Here is a 19,122-nt window from a genome sequence, read left to right as displayed (position 1 = left end):
GTTGCCGCTTTGTTAGCCGCGTATTTTTGCTAAGTTATCGTATCATTGGCACCGTTATACCCAAGCTACCTGAATATGCTGAAACTTATATCTTCAGATAGCTTGGGTATATATGTGAGCCAAGGCATTAGTGGCGCGCCGCCGAATTGCCAATACACCGCGATTGCCTTATTTTAGGGGCACGATTTTTAAGGCCAAGCATAGTGGCCCTGTTGGATAGTCTTATTTTTACTGTATAGATAAGACGCTCCCGTTTGCATAAGGAATGAAATGGCAAGCTTGATTCGTATTGTGCTGATTGATACGCACCTTCCGGGCGTGGTGGAACTCGCCCTCAATGGTCATACCAACATTTGTGGTACTAACGCCTCGGGTAAAACGACATTACAACGTCTAGTCCCTGTTTTTTATGGTGAATACCCAAGTCGCGTGGTGCCTTCGACCCGCGACAGTTTCGAGCGTTGGTATTTACCACACGATTCAAGCTACATCATTTACGAATATCAAAAGGCCGATGGCTTACTGTACCAAGCCGTGCTGGCCTCGGCAGGCGATGGGAAGGGCGTTAACTATCGCTTTATCGCCAAAGGTTTTGAGCTAAGTGATTATATTAAATCGCAAAACGGCGACACTATTCTGTGCCACACCATGGCGGAATTAGGTCGTGATTTAAAACGTGCTGGTATCGCCACCACTAACTTGCTCAACACCCGCGAATATCGCGCCATTATTCAAAACGATCGCACCCTATTAAGCACGGGCAGCAACCGAAGCGAACTACGCGGCTATGCACGCCAATTTGCCCTGTGTGAGGGCGAGCATTCCCTGCGCCACATCGAAAAACTCGCCAAAGCGGTGCACTCCAAAGAAGGCAAAATGGAGACGGTCAAATCCATGATCGCCGCCATTTTAGAGGAAGACGGGGTTAATCCGCCCAGCTCACGTTTGAATCCGCAGCGCGTTGAGGCGTGGATCCGTGAAAGCCAACTTATCCAAGGGTTTGAAGTCATTCGCCCTGAGTTTGAAAAACTCGAGCAAGAATTTAACCAACTGCTCAGCGCCGAACTGCGCTTATCAAGCTTGTCCCGTGGTTATCGTAACGATGAAACCTTAGAAGCCGATCGCCAAGATATTCAGCAAACCTTATCTAAAGAGCTGAATTTAAAACTCAGATTGCTCGACGATGAATGGAAAGAGCAGCGCGATGAGCTCAACCTCGATTTATCGGCCGCCAAGGGCGATGTGGCAAAGTGCGAGTATGAACTCGATGCCATTGAAGATCAGCACAGCGCCTTTTTAGATGCCAACATAGAGCAAGCTAAGGCCGATCTCGAGATGCTGCCAAACTGGCGCACCGATGTTGAAAACTTAAGTGAACGCCATAAGCTGCAAACCGAGAAGCACCAAGATATCGAGGCTGCGTACAATGCTCGTCGCAGTAAGATTGGCGAGCAGCTAAACCGCGAGTTAGAGGGGCTGCATAGCGACCAAGACAAGCAGCGCGAAGCCCGCGATAAGCAACGCGAAGTGGCGCGCACCGATATCGACGCCTTAGAGCTGCAATGGCGCAACCAAATGGATGTGGGCAAGGCCAGCTTTAGCGAGCAGGAATACCAATTTAAACTCACTGCCGCCGAGCTTAAATTACGTGTCGATGGCGTGACCTATACCGAAGAAGAAAAGTTAAGTCTAGCGATTTTTGACGAACGTATTCATCGCGCTGATGAAGAGCAAGAAAGCTGTAATGCTAAGGTCGAGCGCTTAAGCAGCGACGAGCGTAAAGTGCGGGCTAAACGCGACCAAGCTAACGAAGCCCTGCGTATTGCCACCTTAAGGGTGAATGAGCGCCAAACAGCGCTCGATGAACTACACCACATGCTGTTCCCGCAATCCCACACCCTATTGGAGTTTCTGCGTAAGGAAGCCCAAGGTTGGGAGCAAAGTTTAGGTAAAGTGATCGCGCCTGAACTACTGCATCGCACTGATTTACATCCCAGTTTAGTTAGCGAGTCGAGCGAAGCTTTCTTTGGCGTACATTTAGATCTTAAAGCGATCGATGTGCCTGAATATGCCGCCTCCGAGCAAGAGCTGCGGATTCGGTTAAGCAAAGCCGAAGAAGCCCACACTAGTGCCCAAGAAATGCAGGCCGAGGCCGAATCTCAGCTGGTGGCCATTAATGGCGAGTTGGATAATCTCAGCCGTGAACTCACGTTTGCCCGCACAGCCTATAAAAATAGCCGTGACGATCTGCGTCGTCTGTTCGATGAAAAGCGCAGTGAGCAAGATAAAATCAACAAAGCATTGAGCGAGCGCAAAGCCCATGCAGGACAAAGACTGACTCAGCTGGATGGCGAGCTGAAACAGCTTAAACATCAGCACGAACTCTGGCTCGAAGATCAAAAAGAGCAAGCGCTCGAAGCGCGCATGGAAAAACAAGCCTATTGGCAGGAAGTGATCGGCGCGCTCGACAATCAACTCGGCCAAATTAAAGCGACCATTGAAGGCCGCCGCGAAAGCGCCAAAATTGAGCAGAAAGCCTGCGAGACGTGGTACAAAAACGAGCTTAAATCCCGCGGTGTGGATGAGGATAATATCCTCAAACTCAAGCAGCAGATCCGCGAATTAGAAACCAAAATCAGCCGCGCTGAGCAGCGTCGTAGTGACGTACTGCGCTTTGACGATTGGTATCAACACACTTGGTTGATGCGTAAACCTAAACTGCAAACTCAGCTTAGCGATGTGAAGCGCGCGGTCTCGGAAATCGATCAACAGCTTAAGGCGAAAACCTTAGATGTGAAGACTCGCCGTCAACAACTTGAAACTGAGCGTAAAGCGTCCGATGCGGCGCAGGTTGAAGCTTCTGAAAACTTAACGAAGTTACGCGCCGTAATGCGCAAATTGGCCGAGCTTAAGTTACCTGCCAATAACGAAGAAGCCCAAGGCAGCCTAGGCGAGCGCCTGCGCCAAGGTGAAGATTTACTGCTGAAACGCGATTACCTGATGGGATCAGTGAAGCAATATGTGGAGCATTTCGACTCAGTGATCGCCAGCAAGTCAGGTTCGGGCCTTGCTGAAACCTGGGAGCGTGCCCGTGAAGAATCGAGCTTTATCAACGATAAAGGTATTCGCCTGCTGGATTACCGCAAGTTAGTGCCACAGCTTGAGCAATTGCTGAACGTGATAGTGCCGCAATCGATTACTGCGCTGCGTGAACAAGGACGGATTTTCGGCGTCGACTTAACTGCCTTCTATGATGTATTAGCCGATATCGACCGTCGCATTGCCTCCCAAAGTGCGCGTATTACCCGCGAAGTGGGCGAAGAGTTATTCCTCGAAGGCGTGTCTGAGTCGGCGGTACGTATTCGCTCGCGCATCAGTGAGTTAGAGTTCTGGCCTGAGCTTGAGCAGTTCGTCAAAGCCTTTAAGCATTGGAAAGCCGATGGCTTTAATGGCTTGCCCGATGAGGATTACACCAACAGTATGCGCCGCGCCTTAGACATTATCGGCCGCGCCGCGTTAACGGGGGGCATCTCTAAGTTGTTGGAAATCGAGCTGCGCCTTAAAGAAGGTAACAGCGATCTGATTATCCGCACCGACAGACAGCTTAACGAATCCTCAAGCCACGGTATGGCGTATCTGATTTTGTGTAAGTTCCTGCTGGCATTCACGCGTTTGCTGCGTGGCCGCGCCGATGTGACCATTCACTGGCCAATTGATGAGCTGGGCACTTTACATCATACCAACGTGAAGAAGATTTTCGACGCCTGCGAAAACAACAATATTTGTGTGCTGGGCGCCTTCCCGAATCCTGAGTCTGAGGTGCTGAACTTGTTCGCCAATCGTTACATTATCAACAAACAAACCAAGAAGTTGCAGGTGGTGAAGCCTAAAGTGAACCCAATAGCCGACATGTTGAATAAGCGTTTGTCGAAGGAGGCCATCTAATGAATGATGCAACCCAAACCGTATTAGTTGGCACAGGCGCTTTGATTGAGCTGTTACTCAAGGGCGAGTTTATTTGCCGCACCACCAATGAAGAAGGCTGGCGCGCCCTTAAAAATAGCAGCACCCGCGAGCGGGTCGAAGCCTATTTAAACCAGATCAACCGTATCGTGGCGTCCGCCGCCGAAGGCGATGTGTTCTTCTGTGGTTATTTGCAGCTCGGCGATAGCGAACGCAAAGTGATTTCATCGCAGTTTAAAGATATCTGTCAGGCATTGATCCCGCTGGTGGAATGGCTGGTATTAGTGCAAGAAGCCAGTGGCCAAGATGCGCCGCTGAGCGAAGGCGCGCCCGTGCGTTTAACTGAGCTGCAAAGCCGCATCGAAGACACGCCGGCGTTTCGTGAGCAGTTAGCCAAACTCAGCCAATATCGTTTATTTGGCTCGACCAGCACTAACAGCGATGCGCAAATCAAATTAGTCTTCAAACGCTTAGTCGAACTCGGCTATTTAGTACGCCCCAATGCGGAGAAGCAAATCTATATTGCCACGGGCAAGCTGGATTATCTGTATGAAGTCATTCGGTTTATCGATGAAACCGAAGGTTTAAGACTAGAAGCACAGGCAGAAACGGCTACCCAGCGGGACCTAATATAATGCTGGCACTGTTAAACCTAGGTAAAAGCTGCGACCAAGGAGGCCATGATGAGCAGTAACTTACATCAGGCGGGTGTGAAACTGCTTAAGCAGTTAGGTCGCCATGCTGACATCATTATGGATACCTATTTGGCGGGCTCTCTTAACGAGGATGCGCACGATCCAAGCGTGGTCGAAAAGCTTAAACAGGCAGGGATTTTATGGCGTCCAGAGCCAGATCAGGAGCTGCGGCTTAAGCGTTCTGTTCGCGCCTTGCTCGAAGAAGGCTTAAGTGATGAGCGCAATCGCCAAATCGACTCTAATGTCGGTTCGGCCTTAGCTACCATTAAAACCTTGGCCGACCATTACAAAGAAGCCCGTCACAGCTCAGACTACAGCGCCGCCGAGGCCTATTTATCTGATTTAAGTGAGCATGTTTATAGCTTTGCCGACAGCCTGCGTTATTCGATTCGGGTACTGTGGGGCCGCATTAATAACGAATTCGGTTATGTTGGCACTATTAACGCAAAAATCCGTGAAAACGAACTCGCCCAAAGCCAAGTGTCTGAATTACTGAATGGCTTAGAGATGTTCCAGTTTAGTGAGCTGGGCGAAATCGCGGGTGATATCCGTGAGCTACGTAAGCTGATAGTGACCACCTTGCAAGAAACCATGAGCGACTGCGCCCAAGAGCTCAGCGTAGTGCAGGGGCGATTACTGGAGCTTTTAGGCCGTTTCAGGCAAATTCGTGGCCGCACTCGTTTGCTAAAAGGCTGGTTACTCTATACCGATTTGCATCCTGATTATCGTCCTGCGGACCATGTGTCGCACAAGGAGATTCCGAGTCTTTTTAATCGCGCTGAAGTTTTGCTCGCTCCAGCTGCGGTAGACGTACACAACGCCAGCCAAGAACTAGAGCTAATGGGTATAGTGGCGCACATTAAAGCCATTAGCCGTCATCCTGTGGTTGCTGCGGTGCGTGAGCGCGATGCGCCCGTGTCACTTACTCAAAGTGAAGATTTTGATGTGCCAGATAATCCGCTCAAACAAGCGGTAGATGAGTATTTTGTCGATGTGATTGAGTCTGGCCTGCGCCAATCGGCGCTGGAATATTTGGCAGATAAAGCGCTGCCTTGGAATGCTGAAAGCTGGATTTACCAAGTGATTGGGGGTTATGAAGGCTTACCCGATGAGCACAAAGCCTATTTTGAGCTTGAGCCATTAGGCGAACCGCATCCGATTTATAGCGGTAACTTTATCATTCGTGATGTTGAATTATGGCTCGCCTAGGCCAGCAACAGTTGCAGTTATTGGAGAGCGCTTTTATTAAGCGCGCTCCCAAGGTTAAGCTTACGGCTAACTGGCGCGCGATTTACCGCGAGTTAGAAGTGGGCGAGTTAGATGAGTCTGAAAAGCATTTGTGCTTCGCACCGCGTGATTTTGAACTGTTAAGGCAAGGCGTTTTAGCGCTAATGGGGCTTGATTTACGGGAATTAGATTTCAATGTTGACCGCATGACGATGTCCGCCAAAAGTCACGATGAAAAGCTCGCTAAAATCCGTCCCGAAGCCGAGTATGTTTTACTCAAGTTTCTGGGCTTTCAATCGCCACCGGTTGCAATATCCGCTTTATCCTCGCTGCGCGTGCCATTGGAGGCTTCACAGGCGCTCTGCCGTGAACATAATATCAGCGCCATCTTAGTGGTTGAAAACTTGGATGTGTTTGATGTTATCCATCAAGCGCGTTTGCCACAGGATTTAACTGATGTGATGGTTATCTACCGTGGCAACGGTCATCATTCACCGATTGGTGTGCGGCACTTTTTACAAGCTATGGCAGGTAGATTGCCAATTATCGCTTTTACCGACTTAGATCCCGCAGGGCTGCAAATCGCCCATCTCTTAATGGGCGTGACTCATTGGCTTGTGCCGCAACTTGCGCTGAGCGCACCAGCGCAGTTATTGGCGATAGCACAAATTAATTCGAGCAGTGATTTCGACAAGCAAGCTAAACAGGCTAAGTATTTACAGCATGCTGATTTACATAATTGGCAGAAATTCGCTTGTTGGATCAGTCAACATCGGCTCAGCATCAAACAGCAACACCTGCTGGCTCACGAGCTTGAACTAGTGTTAGTGCCATATATTTAGCCCATCTTTATTTCATCTCTCTACTTTTTCGTCACTTCAATAGTGTTTAATGCTTTTATAGTCAATAAATCAGTCATTAAATCTTAGGGCAACCCCTACTTGGTTATTTAAATGTTTAATTTGATATATTTTTGATGTAATTTTGTTTTTTAAAATATCTTAAATAAGTGTGCAAACTATTGGCATATCATTTCGATGTTTTAATTAGCTTTAATTATCAATGTTATGTGTAATTAACGTGATATTTGCAGTTTTATTAAACATTAAAAAATGAAATAAACTCATTGAATTAACCTGCAGCATGTTTCACTATCCCCCGCCTAGGCCAAAAGTGGATTGGCTATTGCGCTCATTATGGACAATGACTCACCAGAAATAACATCTTTGCGGAAACCACAAACATGATGAAATCACTTTCGACGCGGATCTTTATTGGTCTGTTTGCGGGCCTTATTTTCGGCACCATAGTGCAGTATTTTTTAAACGATATCGGCTTCTTCTCGGACAATTTGGTCGAGCTTGCCGACGGCGTTGGCACTATGTTTGTTAATATGATCATGATGCTGGTGGTGCCATTAGTGTTTGTGAGTATTGTTTGTGGCGTGTGCGAGCTACAAGATCTCAAAAGCTTTGGCCGTTTAGGCGGTAAAACCTTCGGTTTTTATATCATTAATACCGTGGTAGCCATCGCAACTGCGTTATTGCTGGTGTTATTACTCGAGCCCGGAAAGGGTGTGGATATGGGCAGCACGGATGGCGTGGCGATTACCGCAACTGAGCTACCAAACTTAATGGCACTGGTGATTGATATCGTCCCGCGTAATCCTGTGGCGGCCTTTATGTCGGGCAATATGCTGCAAGTGATTTTTATGGCGCTAATGCTTGGCGGCGTGATTAAGTCACTCGGTGAGCATGTTGCTGGCACGATACAAGGCTTTCAGACCGCTAACAAAATTATGATGAAGCTGATTTCAGTGGTGATGTGCCTCGCCCCTTACGGTGTTTTTGCGCTGATGCTTAAGCTTGGCGCAACCTTAGATGCGGGCATGTTGGTGAGCGTGGTTGAGTATATGGTGCTGATACTCGCGCTGCTGCTACTGTGGATATTTGTTGTTTACCCTATAGCAGTGGGCATATTTACCCCTATCTCTGCTAAAAACTTTCGCGATAAAACCCAAGAACTGGTGCTTTTTTCACTCTCAACCGCAAGCTCAAACGCGACGATTCCGGTGACTATGCGCACTTTAACCGAAAAATTAGGCGTAAATCGTGCAGTCGCAGGTTTTGGTGTGCCGCTTGGCGCGACCATGAATATGGGCGGTGTGGCCATTTATATCACGATCGCAATATTTTTTGTCGCCAACGCCTTTGATATGCCGATTACCACAGATCAACTGCCTTCGTTGCTCTTTAGTATTTTCCTATTGTCGGTGGGAGCGGGCGGCGTGCCCGGTGGCGGCATGGTAATGCTTGGTGTGTTAATTCATCAAATAGGTTTACCGATAGAAGCGTTTGCGATTGTGGCGGCCTTAGATCGCATTATCGACATGGTGCTCACCTCTTGTAATGTAGTGGGGGACGCTGCGGTATTGACCATAGTGGATCAAACTGAGAAAGTGCATCAAGTTGCATTAGCGAAGAGCTAACGCTAAACCCTCTTGTATAAATGCAAAAGCCACTGATTACAGTGGCTTTCTTTTTCACGATTTTACAATGGATAAGCTGCGAACTTGTTACTTGCTAACGCGGGTGATTCTATCTAAATACCCCATGGCAAAGGCCGATAACACAAAAGTGATATGGATCAGCAGGTACCACATAATCTTGTCATTGGAAATGTTCTCAACATTCATAAATATTTTGAGCAAGTGAATCGACGAAATTGCCACAATAGAGGCGGCTACTTTGTTTTTCAGCGAGCCTGAATCCAGCTTACCCAGCCAGCTTAACTTTTCGCTATCCTCATCAACATCTAGCTGCGATACAAAGTTTTCGTAGCCAGAAAACATCACCATCACGATAAGACCGCCGACAAGCGTGATATCAATCAATGACAGCGTAACGAGCACTAAATCGACTTCGCGCATCTCAAAAATGATCGGTAGTACATGAAAGATCTCTTGAAAAAATTTAATGCCTAAACCCATTAGTACTAGGCTTAATCCTAAGTAAATGGGCGCCATTATCCAGCGCGATGCATACATCAATCGTTCAAACAGTTTTTCCATAAAAATTTTAACCCTTCAGATAAAATGCGCTAGAAATTAATTCAGTCGCTTATTGCAAAACAATAACATAATGCACTTTAACTGTGCATTTAGGCCGTGACAAGTTGTATGCACTCATTGATACACTAAGCGTTACGCCGTGGTATTACCTTAGCCGCTCAAACCGAGAAAGTGCACTAGCTTGAGTGAGTTAAAGCCAATGCTGACGCTAAGTCGTCGATGATAAATATAAAAAGCCACTGTCAGCAGTGGCTTTTTATTCTTTTTACTTTATCACAGAAATAATACGACTTAATTCATGCTATTTGACTATGACGTCAGCTGTTTACTGGTACGGGTAATTTTGTCCAGATATCCCATGGCAAAGGCTGATAGCACAAACGTAATATGGATCAGCAAGTACCACATAATCTTGTCGTTAGAGATATTTTCAGCATTCATGAACACCTTAAGCAAATGAATGGATGAAATGGCCACAATAGAAGCGGCGACCTTATTTTTGAGGGAGTCAGCATCTAGCTTGCCAAGCCAGCTCAGCTTTTCGCTATCTTCATCGACATCCAGCTGCGAAACAAAGTTCTCATAGCCTGAAAACATCACCATCACGATAAGCCCGCCCACCAAAGTGATATCAATTAGCGACAGTGTGATGAGCACTAAGTCCACTTCATGCATGTCAAAAATGATGGGCAGAATATGCCAGATTTCCTGAAAAAACTTCACACCTAATACGAATAACATTAGGCTTAATCCCAGATAAATAGGCGCCATGATCCAGCGCGACTCGTACATCAATTTTTCAAAAAACTTTTCCATATAACGTTTAACCCTCCTATAACGCATAGCATAAGTTAATCTATTTAAATTATTAAAGGTATTGATATTAATAGGTTTAATGGTGCTAGTGTGAGCGCTAGGCTGATGCTTGAACCAGTGTTTAACCTTAATTTTTACAATGATTCTTAATATCTATTAATGAGATATTTTTCGCCAAAATAGTACAACTCCTAGTAAGTACCACATATGTTTTACTGCGGATTTTTTCAACCGTGTGAGCCGAAATTTAATAAGGATTATCTATAAATTTGCTGAAAGAGGTGACATTTTTCATCCTCTATTGCTGACAACTCACACTGCCGTGATGGATACTTAAGTTATCTAATCAAGGAGGCTTAATCATGCAACACACATCATTGGATCAACAGTTAATCGAATACCGTCAACAACGTGCTTTGGCTATGCCCTTATCCGGCATGATAGTGTGGATCTTGCTGTTTGCATTAAGCTTTGTTTTACCTTCTTCGCAGTTGGTGATGGCGGTATTTATCGGAACGGGTTCAATCGTTTATTTGGCGATGGGGATTTCCCGTTTAACTGGTGAGAACATGTCGTTCAAGAAAAAAAATGAGCGTAATTGGTTTGATAACGTGTTTTTGGCCAGTGTTGGCATGAGTTTTTTAACCTTTGCCATCACTATCCCATTCTTTATGGAAAATTATCTGGCTTTGCCTTTCGCCCTTGCGGTGCAGACCGGATTAATGTGGTTGGTTTATGGCGTGATAGCGGCGCAAAAGGTGGCCATAGTCCATGCTATAGTGCGCACTTTGGCCTGTGTTACTGCCTTCATGCTCTGGCCTGAATTGAGCTTTCAAATCCAGCCTTTGATTGTGGTGTGTTGTTATGGGTTCTCTATCCCAGTGATGGAACGTCGTTGGAAGATTCAGCAAAATCTTTGTGTTGCGAGTTAGTGGGTTAGTTTTCACTGACGTGTACGTGAATTATACGGCCCTAAGGCCGCAATTTCTCCGTCGGTTATGCCGCATCAAAAATCAAAATGTCGCATTCTGCGACAATAAAAAAGCCACTGTGATAAGTGGCTTTTATCATAAAAATCAGAAGCTAAGCGATTCTACTTACTCTATGTTTGGCTCTTCGCTGTAATCAATACCGTGGTAGCTCAGGCAAGCGTCGACTTCGTTGCTGCTGCCTAGGATAACGGCTACACGTTGGTGAATTTGTGTTGGTTGAATATCCAAAATGGTTTCATAACCGGTAGAAGCCTTACCGCCGGCTTGTTCGACTAACAAGGCCATTGGGTTGGCTTCGTACATCAAGCGCAGTTTGTACGGTTTTTTAGAGTCTTTATTGTCGGTGGGGTAGGTGAAAATACCACCGCGAGATAGTACGCGGTGCACATCGCCGACCATGGCGGCAATCCAGCGCATGTTGAATGACTTTTCGCGCGGGCCAATTTTACCGAGCAGTAAATCGGCAATATAGGTTTGCATTGGCGCTTCCCAAAAACGTTGGTTCGACATGTTAATGGCAAATTCGGCGGTGTCTGGGCTAATGCTCATTGCGGCGTCAGTCAGTAAAAACTCATTGGTTTCTGGGTGCAATGTAAACAGTTGCACGCCCTGACCTGTCGTTAATGCCAACATGGTCGATGGGCCATAAAGTACATAACCTGCGGCTAATTGCGCACGGCCAGATTGTAAAAAACTGGTTTCAGTTAGCTCGCCAGCAGGGGCGGGCAGGACAGAGAATATAGTGCCGACTAACGAGTTGATATCTATGTTAGATGAACCATCTAGCGGATCGAAACACACTAAATATTTGCCACTTTTACTAACTTCAACCACATGATCTTCTTCTTCCGACGCTAAACCACGTACTGTACCGTCAGCTTTTAAGGCATCTTTGAGCATGTCGTTAGTGATGATATCCAGTTTTTTCTGGGTTTCACCTTGGACGTTTTCTTGCTCAGTCGCACCTAAAACGCCCGCAAGCGCACCGTGACGAACGGCGTGGCTAATGGCTTTTGAGGTGTCGGCTAAGGTTAAAATTAACTGAGAGAGGGAGTCGTTCACTGCCTGTGAGGTCAGGTGCTGGGTCAGAGTCTGCATGTTATGTCCTTTAGAGGTTCAACAATGAGGTCAATTTCGTTATTTGCCGCGAATGATAACCCAGTTAGTCAACAATTTCAGTGCTGTTATATGCTATTTCTATTTTGAGGTGGCCTCTGGCACAATGTCGGCTTGTTTTTAATCGCTACCTTGTTAGGCGATTATGTATCCAAGGAATAATAATGACTAAAAATGGATTAACTTGGTCCCTCAAGCAAGCGTTTAAGTTAAGCGCTCCTCTACGAATAACTACTCAGGTCGCTATGGTTTCAACTGCAATCGCTTCAACCACTTTGATTTCAACTCTGACGCCCGCTTTTGCTATAGAAGGCGGTAAACAACCACTGACGATTGAGCGCATGAATGCATCGCCTGCATTAGCGGGCAGTAGCCCTCGGGGCTTAAAATTGTCACCCGACGGTCAGCGCGTCACCTATCTTGCTGGTCGTAAAGATAACCAAAACTTTTACGACTTATGGCAAATGGAGGTCAAAACCGGTGAGTCGAGTTTGCTATTAAGTGCCGATAAACTTGCTATCAATGAATTATCCAATGAAGAAAAAGCGCGCCGCGAGCGCCAACGCATTTATGGCGAAGGCATTATGGAGTACTTTTGGGCCGATGATAGTAAAGCATTATTAATTCCCGCTTCTGGCAATCTGTATTACTTTTCCCTCGTTGACGGCAGCGTGACTCAATTACCGATTGGTGAAGGTTTTGCTACTGACGCACGGCTGTCACCTAAGGGCAACTTTGTTTCTTTTGTGCGCGATCAAAATCTGTATGTGTTAGATCTGGCAAGTAAAAAGCTGCAAGCGCTAACGACTGATGGCGGCGGGGCGATTAAAAATGCGATGGCTGAGTTTGTTGCTCAAGAAGAAATGGATCGCATGACGGGTTATTGGTGGGCGCCCGATGAATCGGCCATGGCCTTCACCCGTATCGATGAGTCCGGCGTTGAGCAAGTGACGCGTAACGAAATTTATGCCGACGGCATTAAGCTCACCGAGCAGCGTTATCCCTATGCTGGTAAAGCCAACGTCGAGATTACCTTAGCTGTGGTCACGTTAAAGGATAAAGCCATTAATTGGGTGACCCTGCGCGAAGAGAATAGCGAAGATAACAGAAAAGACATTTATCTGCCGCGCGTTAATTGGCTGCCCGATAGCAAACATTTATCGTTTCAGTGGCAGAGCCGCGACCAACATAAATTAGATTTACAATTAGTGGCTTTAGATGCTTTGACTAAGCCGAAAACCTTAGTCAAAGAGCGCAGTGACGCTTGGGTTAATCTCAATAATGATCTGCACTTTTTAAAGCAACAAACAGCCTTTATTTGGGCGTCGGAACGTGACGGCTTTAATCATTTGTATTTGTTTGATTTAAAAGGTCAGCTCAAAACGCAATTGACTAAAGGCGAGTGGGCAGTTGATGAGCTCGAATACATAGATGAAACCGCAGGTTGGGTATATTTCACTGGCCGCAAAGATACGCCAATCGAGAAACAACTTTATCGCGTGCCTTTAGCGGGCGGAAAAGTTGAGCGCGTCAGCATACAAGCGGGGATGCATGATCCGGTTTTTGCCGATAATCAAAGCGTCTACCTCGATTATTTCAATAGCTTATCCCAACCTCCGCAAATTAGCTTACACGGTGGCAAGGGGCAACAACTGGCATGGGTTGAGCAAAATGCCGTTAAGCAAGGCCACCCTTTGTATGACTATGCAGGGCTGTGGCAAATCCCTGAATTTGGTGAACTAAAAGCCGAAGATGGCCAAGTGTTGCAAACCCGTTTATTCAAACCTGTTCCCTTCGATGCAAACAAGAAATATCCCGTTGTTGTAAGAGTTTACGGTGGGCCACACGCACAATTAGTCACTAACAGTTGGAGCGAGCAAGACTACTTTACGCAATACTTAGTGCAGCAAGGTTATGTGGTATTTCAATTAGATAACCGTGGCAGCGCTCACAGAGGCACTCAGTTCGAGCAAGTGATCTACCGTCATTTAGGCGAAGCCGAAGTGAACGATCAAAAAGTAGGGGTGGACTATTTACGTAGCCTAGCTTTTGTCGATGCCGACAATGTGGCGATTTACGGCCACAGCTACGGCGGTTATATGGCCTTGATGAGTCTATTTAAAGCGCCGGATTACTTTAAAGCCGCGATTTCGGGCGCGCCTGTAACCGACTGGCGCTTGTATGACACCCATTATACTGAGCGTTATTTAGCTCATCCCGATAGTAATGAAAAGGGATATGAAGCCAGTAGCGTGTTCCCCTACGTGAAAAACTATCAAGCAGGTCTGTTGATGTATCACGGCATGGCCGATGATAACGTCTTGTTTGAAAACAGCACTCGAGTTTATAAAGCGCTACAGGATGAAGGAAAGTTATTCCAGATGATCGATTATCCGGGATCTAAACATTCGATGCGCGGCGAGAAAGTGCGTAATCATTTATATCGTTCACTGGCCGATTTTCTCGATAGGCAGCTGAAAAACACAAAATAGTAGGTATAAAAGCAGCTATAAAAAAACCAGATCCTAGGATCTGGTTTTTTTATGAGTCAATTCTTATCGAATCGACGGTTGTTTCTTGTCGCTTCGAGGCCGATTAGGCTTCTAAGTTACCGCAGAAACGATAGCCTTCACCGTGAATAGTCGCGATGATTTCTGGCGTATCTGGCAAGCTTTCAAAATGCTTACGGATACGACGAATCGTCACGTCAACGGTACGGTCGTGTGGCTTAAGCTCACGGCCAGTCATTTTCATCAGTAGATCGGCACGAGTTAGAATTTTGCCTGGGTTCTCAACAAAGTGCAGCATAGCGCGGAATTCGCTACGTGGCAGTTTGTAAGATTCACCCTGTGGGCTCACTAACGAACGGCTGTTGATCTCTAGGCTCCAATCATTGAAGCGATAGTATTCTACTGAGCTCTTTTCTTCTACTTCGGCGCCAGCGCTGTTGACGCGAGTCAGAAGGTTACGAGCACGAATCGTCAATTCACGTGGATTGAACGGCTTGGTAATATAATCGTCCGCGCCAATTTCAAGTCCAAGGATTTTGTCGACTTCGTTATCACGACCTGTCAGGAAAATTAAACCTATGTTGTTGATTTCGCGTAGTTCACGCGCTAACAATAGGCCATTTTTACCTGGTAAGTTAATGTCCATAACAACTAAGTTAATTTTGTTCTCTTGCATAGCCTTATGCATTTCTGCGCCATCATTGGCCTCTGTTACCACATACCCTTCTGCCTCGAAAATACTTCTCAGCGTGTTACGGGTAACGGCTTCGTCTTCAACGATCAGAATGTGCGGATTTTGCATATTATTTACCTAAATTATAACAAGTTTATACTAACCAATAAGAGCAACTTACTTCGGGCTCTTATATTCATAAAAGCATTGATACTTCCTTGAACTATTTTAGTGTTCTAAAGGAAATCGTTACGACGACACGTTAGGATGCAGATTAAAGCACGTATTAAGTGTAATACGAGAAAACGTAATCAGTACCAACTTCGATAAGCAATAGTTAGAATAAGTTCCTTAACTATTGTTTTTTTAAATGTTTAAATGATAAATTAAATGTAGAACATATTTAGACAGATGCTCGACCAGTTTGTATTATCTGAAGCGATATATGTAACAAACTGTATAAAAGCTAAGCACCTTACGTTATCTACTTCAACTTATCAGTACGTGCATTGTACTCGTTTTAGTCATTTGTTAACAAATGAAATGTTAACAAATTTTAGACGTGTAATGAATTCTAGCATGATATTTACTTTAGCTATTGATTAGTTTAACTAATGCGACTTATGTTCCTGTGAGCTCGCTCACACCTCTTTAGGTTTTATATTCTGTCTGCTACACTAATTTGGGTTAAATTTTCGATTAGACAACCAATGGACTACACGACTCAAGATTTATGGCAATGTTACCAATCACCGTTATTTTTGCTAACTCAATCATTATCCAGTAATTTTTCTTTTGCTATAATTACCGCTCATAATCCCACAGCTACGCTCCTTAGCCCCAGTCAAAATCGTTTACTCGATCGTCAATTACTGCGTGAAATTGAATTACTCGGCAGCCCTTATCGTGCTTTAGTGGGTGCTGCGCCGGATTTATCTCATATGGAGAAAAGCTGGGCGGTGTTTATTGATAGAACCATGGCACTGCAATTGGGTAAAAAATTTAATCAATACGCGATTTATATTGTTGAGCAAGGCGATGTGAGCTTAGTGCCTTGTCTTTTAAACGGGCATGATGAAGTGTGTTTGGGTAAATTTAGCGATCGGGTCAGGTTAGTGTCTGAACTACCCGATATGAGTAATTAAACCTGCTATTTTTAAACGATTTTATGTGATTTTTCATTTGTTATGAAATTAGCATTGACTTCATTAGGGGTTTATTGCTACTTTTTTCGTCCCTTTCCTTGGAAAGGAACAGAAGAGGAGCGTTAACTAGGTAGTCGGTCAGAGGAGCACAAACTCTAGTGATGATCGATGAGGGAGATTAACGCCGAGGCGTAGATATGGTTGTTGCATGTTTATGTCGGTCGCTCGGGCTGAATCCTGACGATTGTCACCTGTAATTGGTGGAGAGCTTCTGGTGACGATTGCTGTTTCCCTCAATTGGGGTGCGTTATCATTGAGCACCAGGCTCTTCGAACGAAGTCAGTTCGGAGTGTAATCATGTTAGTTAATCAATATCTTATTCAATCTGCTGTTATTTCTCGCCCTACGTGTTTCGCGGAGGTGCGCTAATGTCCCTCGTTGTCGCAAAATTTGGTGGCACTTCCGTCGCCGATTATGGTGCTATGAATCGTTGTGCTGACATAGTGTTAGCCAATCCTAATTGTCGTTTGGTCGTGGTCAGTGCTTCAAGCGGTGTCACTAATTTATTAGTCGAATTGACCCAAGAATCGATTAATGACGATGGCCGTTTACAGCGATTAAAACAAATTGCCCAAATCCAATACGCTATTTTAGATAAGCTCGGCCGTCCTAACGATGTGGCTGCCACATTAGATAAATTGCTAAGCCGCATGGCGGTATTAAGCGAAGTCCTCGCGACACAACGCAGCAAAGCCACGGTAGATGAACTGTTGTCCCTTGGTGAGCAATGTTCTTCGCTACTCTTTGCTGCAGTGATCCGTGAGAAAGGTGTTAACTCGAGTGCATTTGATGTACGCCAAGTGTTGCGTACTGACAGCCATTTTGGCCGTGCTGAACCGCAAATTGAGCATATAGCGACCCTGTCACGGGATCATTTACAGCCATTATTGGCTGAGCAAGTAATTGTGACTCAAGGTTTTATCGGTGCAGATGATGCTGGCCAGACGACGACATTAGGCCGTGGCGGTAGTGATTACTCTGCCGCATTATTGGCTGAAGCTCTGCGTGCATCAGCTGTTGAGATTTGGACCGATGTTGCGGGGATTTATACCACCGATCCTCGCCTTGCACCCAATGCATTTCCGATTGCCGAAATAAGCTTCAACGAAGCCGCCGAAATGGCCACCTTTGGCGCCAAAGTATTGCACCCTGCGACGATTCTTCCTGCCGTGCGTCAGCAAATTCAAGTGTTTGTGGGCTCAAGTAAAGAGCCTGAAAAGGGCGGGACTTGGATACGTCATCAAGTAGAAGATGCGCCCATTTTCCGGGCTGTGGCATTGCGCCGCGATCAAACTCTGTTGAATCTTCATAGCTTACAAATGCTGCATGCTCAGGGCTTTTTGGCTGAAACCTTTGCGACATTAGCGCGACATAAAATCAGTGTCGATTTAATTACCACCTCAGAAGTGAACGTGTCATTGACGCTGGATAAAACTGGCTCAGATTCAAGCGGTCAAGGGCTATTGAGTGAATCACTGCTGCAAGAATTATCACAACATTGTCGTGTACGTGTTGAAGATGGCTTGGCTTTAGTGGCGATTATTGGTAACCGTATTGCGACGACGCCGGGCATTTGTCGACGCGTATTTGAAGTGTTAGAACCTCACAATGTAAGAATGATTTGCCAAGGCGCCAGCCCACATAATCTGTGTGTGTTAGTCGCAGAAGCGGAAGCGGCGCAAGTGGTTAAATCGTTGCACCAAAATCTGTTCGAAGGCGTTTAATATGTTGCCGACAACATCGTCTCTGCAAATAGGGGAGTTTGCCGCAGGGCAGGCGCTCACTATCCCTATTTACCATTTTAAGCCGAGCGCCGATAAGGCAACCGGCCCAAAAGTGTATATTCAGGCCAATGTGCACGGTGCTGAGGTGCAAGGTAATGCGGTGATTTATCAGCTGATGAAACAGCTTGAACATTGTGATATTCGCGGCGAAATTACACTCGTACCACTGGCTAATCCACTGGGGATTAATCAAAAAAGTGGCGAGTTTACCCTTGGCCGTTTTGACCCTATTACGGGAGCAAACTGGAATCGTGAGTATTTGAATCACGCTATTGATTTGCCTACTTGGTATCGCGAACATGCCAAGTTGAGTGACAGCGAGCTGATTCAAGCCTATCGCAGTACGTTAATTGAAGCCTGCCAGCAAAAATTGCATTATGAATGGGGCATTACCACCGGCCATCGGCTTGCAGTCAACCTGCAAATTATGGCCCACGGCGCCGATATCGTACTCGATTTACACACAGGCCCTAAGTCTTGTAAACATTTGTATTGTCCTGAATATGACTTAGCCGCTGCCCAGTTTTTATCGATTCCTTACACGTTGGTAATCCCCAATAGTTTTGGCGGTGCTATGGATGAAGCGGCATTTTGTCCTTGGTGGCAATTGAGTGATGTTGCTAGGTCGCAGGGGCGGGATTTAGCCGTTGCAGTGTCGGCATTAACCTTAGAATTGGCGAGCCAAGAGCGAGTGTGTCTTGAGGATGCACGACTGGATGCCCAAGGTATTTTGGCGTATTTGAGCCATCGAGGCGTGATTGCGCAAACCGTAGCCCCCGTCAAAATGCCGCGTTTTGGTTGTTATCTTAAAGATTATAAAAAGTATCACGCGCCAAGTGCTGGGTTAGTGGAGTACCTCGCACCTGTGGGTGAGCCATTGGCGGCGGGACAACCATTAGTGAATATATTGCGAATGGATTTATACGGCACGGTGGATGAACTTAAAAGTTTGAGTTTGCCGCAAGATTGCGTGCCTATTTTACACTTTGCTTCGGCATCCGTGCATCAAGGGACTGAGCTTTACAAAGTCATGACTCAAGTGTTCGAGTTACCCGCAACATAATGCCTAAT

General features: G+C 45.9%; 14 protein-coding genes and 1 riboswitch. Of the genes, 10 read left to right on the top strand and 4 right to left on the bottom strand.

Annotated features, from left to right (window positions below):
* Positions 1–270: 270 nt before the first annotated feature.
* The 5 genes from ACRN9H_RS05190 (at position 271) to ACRN9H_RS05170 (ending at position 8,373) form a co-directional block, all read left to right on the top strand.
* Entirely contained in the window at positions 271–3,945 is a 3,675-nt protein-coding gene (locus ACRN9H_RS05190) for an ATP-binding protein (protein WP_432312746.1), read from the top strand.
* Complete coding sequence (locus tag ACRN9H_RS05185; protein WP_432312745.1) at positions 3,945–4,598, top strand: hypothetical protein; 654 nt, start codon at positions 3,945–3,947, stop codon at positions 4,596–4,598. Before ACRN9H_RS05190 ends, ACRN9H_RS05185 begins: the two co-directional genes overlap by 1 nt.
* A 48-nt stretch (positions 4,599–4,646) precedes the next feature.
* The gene (locus ACRN9H_RS05180; RefSeq protein ID WP_220733356.1) at positions 4,647–5,867 is read left to right on the top strand and encodes a phosphoenolpyruvate carboxylase; all 1,221 of its coding nucleotides are present in this window, start codon (positions 4,647–4,649) and stop codon (positions 5,865–5,867) included.
* Positions 5,855–6,727 carry a DUF7281 domain-containing protein gene (locus ACRN9H_RS05175; protein ID WP_432312743.1) on the top strand — a complete coding sequence of 291 codons (873 nt, stop codon included), beginning with the start codon at positions 5,855–5,857 and terminating at the stop codon, positions 6,725–6,727. Before ACRN9H_RS05180 ends, ACRN9H_RS05175 begins: the two co-directional genes overlap by 13 nt.
* A 401-nt stretch (positions 6,728–7,128) precedes the next feature.
* Entirely contained in the window at positions 7,129–8,373 is a 1,245-nt protein-coding gene (locus tag ACRN9H_RS05170) for a dicarboxylate/amino acid:cation symporter (RefSeq protein WP_432312742.1), read from the top strand.
* Positions 8,374–8,460: 87 nt separating this feature from the next.
* Here ACRN9H_RS05170 and ACRN9H_RS05165 read toward each other — a convergent pair whose 3' ends face one another.
* Positions 8,461–8,955 (bottom strand): TIGR00645 family protein, encoded by a 495-nt coding sequence (locus tag ACRN9H_RS05165; RefSeq protein ID WP_432312740.1) that lies wholly within the window; start codon positions 8,953–8,955, stop codon positions 8,461–8,463.
* 309 nt (positions 8,956–9,264) lie between these two features.
* A complete protein-coding gene (locus ACRN9H_RS05160) occupies positions 9,265–9,771 on the bottom strand; it encodes a TIGR00645 family protein (RefSeq protein WP_432312738.1) in 507 nt (168 codons plus the stop codon).
* 362 nt (positions 9,772–10,133) lie between these two features.
* On the opposite strand from ACRN9H_RS05160, the gene ACRN9H_RS05155 reads away from it, so the two are divergent.
* Positions 10,134–10,703, top strand: coding sequence for a DUF7010 family protein (locus tag ACRN9H_RS05155; protein ID WP_432312736.1), 570 nt, complete (start codon positions 10,134–10,136; stop codon positions 10,701–10,703).
* Between the two features lie 165 nt (positions 10,704–10,868).
* Here ACRN9H_RS05155 and ACRN9H_RS05150 read toward each other — a convergent pair whose 3' ends face one another.
* Complete coding sequence (locus ACRN9H_RS05150) at positions 10,869–11,861, bottom strand: class 1 fructose-bisphosphatase (RefSeq protein ID WP_432312735.1); 993 nt, start codon at positions 11,859–11,861, stop codon at positions 10,869–10,871.
* A 182-nt stretch (positions 11,862–12,043) separates the two neighbouring features.
* On the opposite strand from ACRN9H_RS05150, the gene ACRN9H_RS05145 reads away from it, so the two are divergent.
* Positions 12,044–14,371, top strand: coding sequence for a DPP IV N-terminal domain-containing protein (locus tag ACRN9H_RS05145; protein ID WP_432312733.1), 2,328 nt, complete (start codon positions 12,044–12,046; stop codon positions 14,369–14,371).
* 103 nt (positions 14,372–14,474) lie between these two features.
* Here ACRN9H_RS05145 and arcA read toward each other — a convergent pair whose 3' ends face one another.
* On the bottom strand, positions 14,475–15,191 hold the full coding sequence (gene arcA / locus ACRN9H_RS05140) for a two-component system response regulator ArcA (RefSeq protein WP_076497949.1): 717 nt from the start codon (positions 15,189–15,191) through the stop codon (positions 14,475–14,477).
* Between the two features lie 581 nt (positions 15,192–15,772).
* On the opposite strand from arcA, the gene ACRN9H_RS05135 reads away from it, so the two are divergent.
* The 3 genes from ACRN9H_RS05135 to ACRN9H_RS05125 all read left to right on the top strand — a co-directional run bounded on the left by ACRN9H_RS05135 (position 15,773) and on the right by ACRN9H_RS05125 (position 19,114).
* A complete protein-coding gene (locus ACRN9H_RS05135) occupies positions 15,773–16,207 on the top strand; it encodes a DUF3293 domain-containing protein (protein ID WP_432312731.1) in 435 nt (144 codons plus the stop codon).
* A gap of 104 nt (positions 16,208–16,311) precedes the next feature.
* Positions 16,312–16,486: riboswitch (Lysine riboswitch) on the top strand.
* Positions 16,487–16,635: 149 nt separating this feature from the next.
* Positions 16,636–17,991, top strand: coding sequence for a lysine-sensitive aspartokinase 3 (gene lysC, locus ACRN9H_RS05130; RefSeq protein WP_263187602.1), 1,356 nt, complete (start codon positions 16,636–16,638; stop codon positions 17,989–17,991).
* A 1-nt stretch (position 17,992) separates the two neighbouring features.
* Positions 17,993–19,114 carry a succinylglutamate desuccinylase/aspartoacylase family protein gene (locus tag ACRN9H_RS05125; RefSeq protein WP_432312730.1) on the top strand — a complete coding sequence of 374 codons (1,122 nt, stop codon included), beginning with the start codon at positions 17,993–17,995 and terminating at the stop codon, positions 19,112–19,114.
* The last annotated feature ends 8 nt before the right edge of the window (positions 19,115–19,122 follow it).

Origin of the sequence: Shewanella sp. MF08487, from assembly GCF_050848685.1 — a bacterium.
Lineage (GTDB): Bacteria > Pseudomonadota > Gammaproteobacteria > Enterobacterales > Shewanellaceae > Shewanella > Shewanella glacialipiscicola.
This window is presented reverse-complemented; position numbering and strand designations above follow the sequence as displayed.

What these genes read in the sequence shown, in the direction of transcription:
- ACRN9H_RS05190 (WP_432312746.1), top strand. Translation starts at nt 271, where the DNA reads ATGGCAAGCTTGATTCGTATTGTGCTGATTGATACGCACCTTCCGGGC.
- ACRN9H_RS05185 (WP_432312745.1), top strand. Translation starts at nt 3,945, where the DNA reads ATGAATGATGCAACCCAAACCGTATTAGTTGGCACAGGCGCTTTGATT.
- ACRN9H_RS05180 (WP_220733356.1), top strand. Translation starts at nt 4,647, where the DNA reads ATGAGCAGTAACTTACATCAGGCGGGTGTGAAACTGCTTAAGCAGTTA.
- ACRN9H_RS05175 (WP_432312743.1), top strand. Translation starts at nt 5,855, where the DNA reads ATGGCTCGCCTAGGCCAGCAACAGTTGCAGTTATTGGAGAGCGCTTTT.
- ACRN9H_RS05170 (WP_432312742.1), top strand. Translation starts at nt 7,129, where the DNA reads ATGATGAAATCACTTTCGACGCGGATCTTTATTGGTCTGTTTGCGGGC.
- ACRN9H_RS05165 (WP_432312740.1), bottom strand. Translation starts at nt 8,955, where the DNA reads ATGGAAAAACTGTTTGAACGATTGATGTATGCATCGCGCTGGATAATG.
- ACRN9H_RS05160 (WP_432312738.1), bottom strand. Translation starts at nt 9,771, where the DNA reads ATGGAAAAGTTTTTTGAAAAATTGATGTACGAGTCGCGCTGGATCATG.
- ACRN9H_RS05155 (WP_432312736.1), top strand. Translation starts at nt 10,134, where the DNA reads ATGCAACACACATCATTGGATCAACAGTTAATCGAATACCGTCAACAA.
- ACRN9H_RS05150 (WP_432312735.1), bottom strand. Translation starts at nt 11,861, where the DNA reads ATGCAGACTCTGACCCAGCACCTGACCTCACAGGCAGTGAACGACTCC.
- ACRN9H_RS05145 (WP_432312733.1), top strand. Translation starts at nt 12,044, where the DNA reads ATGACTAAAAATGGATTAACTTGGTCCCTCAAGCAAGCGTTTAAGTTA.
- arcA (WP_076497949.1), bottom strand. Translation starts at nt 15,191, where the DNA reads ATGCAAAATCCGCACATTCTGATCGTTGAAGACGAAGCCGTTACCCGT.
- ACRN9H_RS05135 (WP_432312731.1), top strand. Translation starts at nt 15,773, where the DNA reads ATGGACTACACGACTCAAGATTTATGGCAATGTTACCAATCACCGTTA.
- lysC (WP_263187602.1), top strand. Translation starts at nt 16,636, where the DNA reads ATGTCCCTCGTTGTCGCAAAATTTGGTGGCACTTCCGTCGCCGATTAT.
- ACRN9H_RS05125 (WP_432312730.1), top strand. Translation starts at nt 17,993, where the DNA reads ATGTTGCCGACAACATCGTCTCTGCAAATAGGGGAGTTTGCCGCAGGG.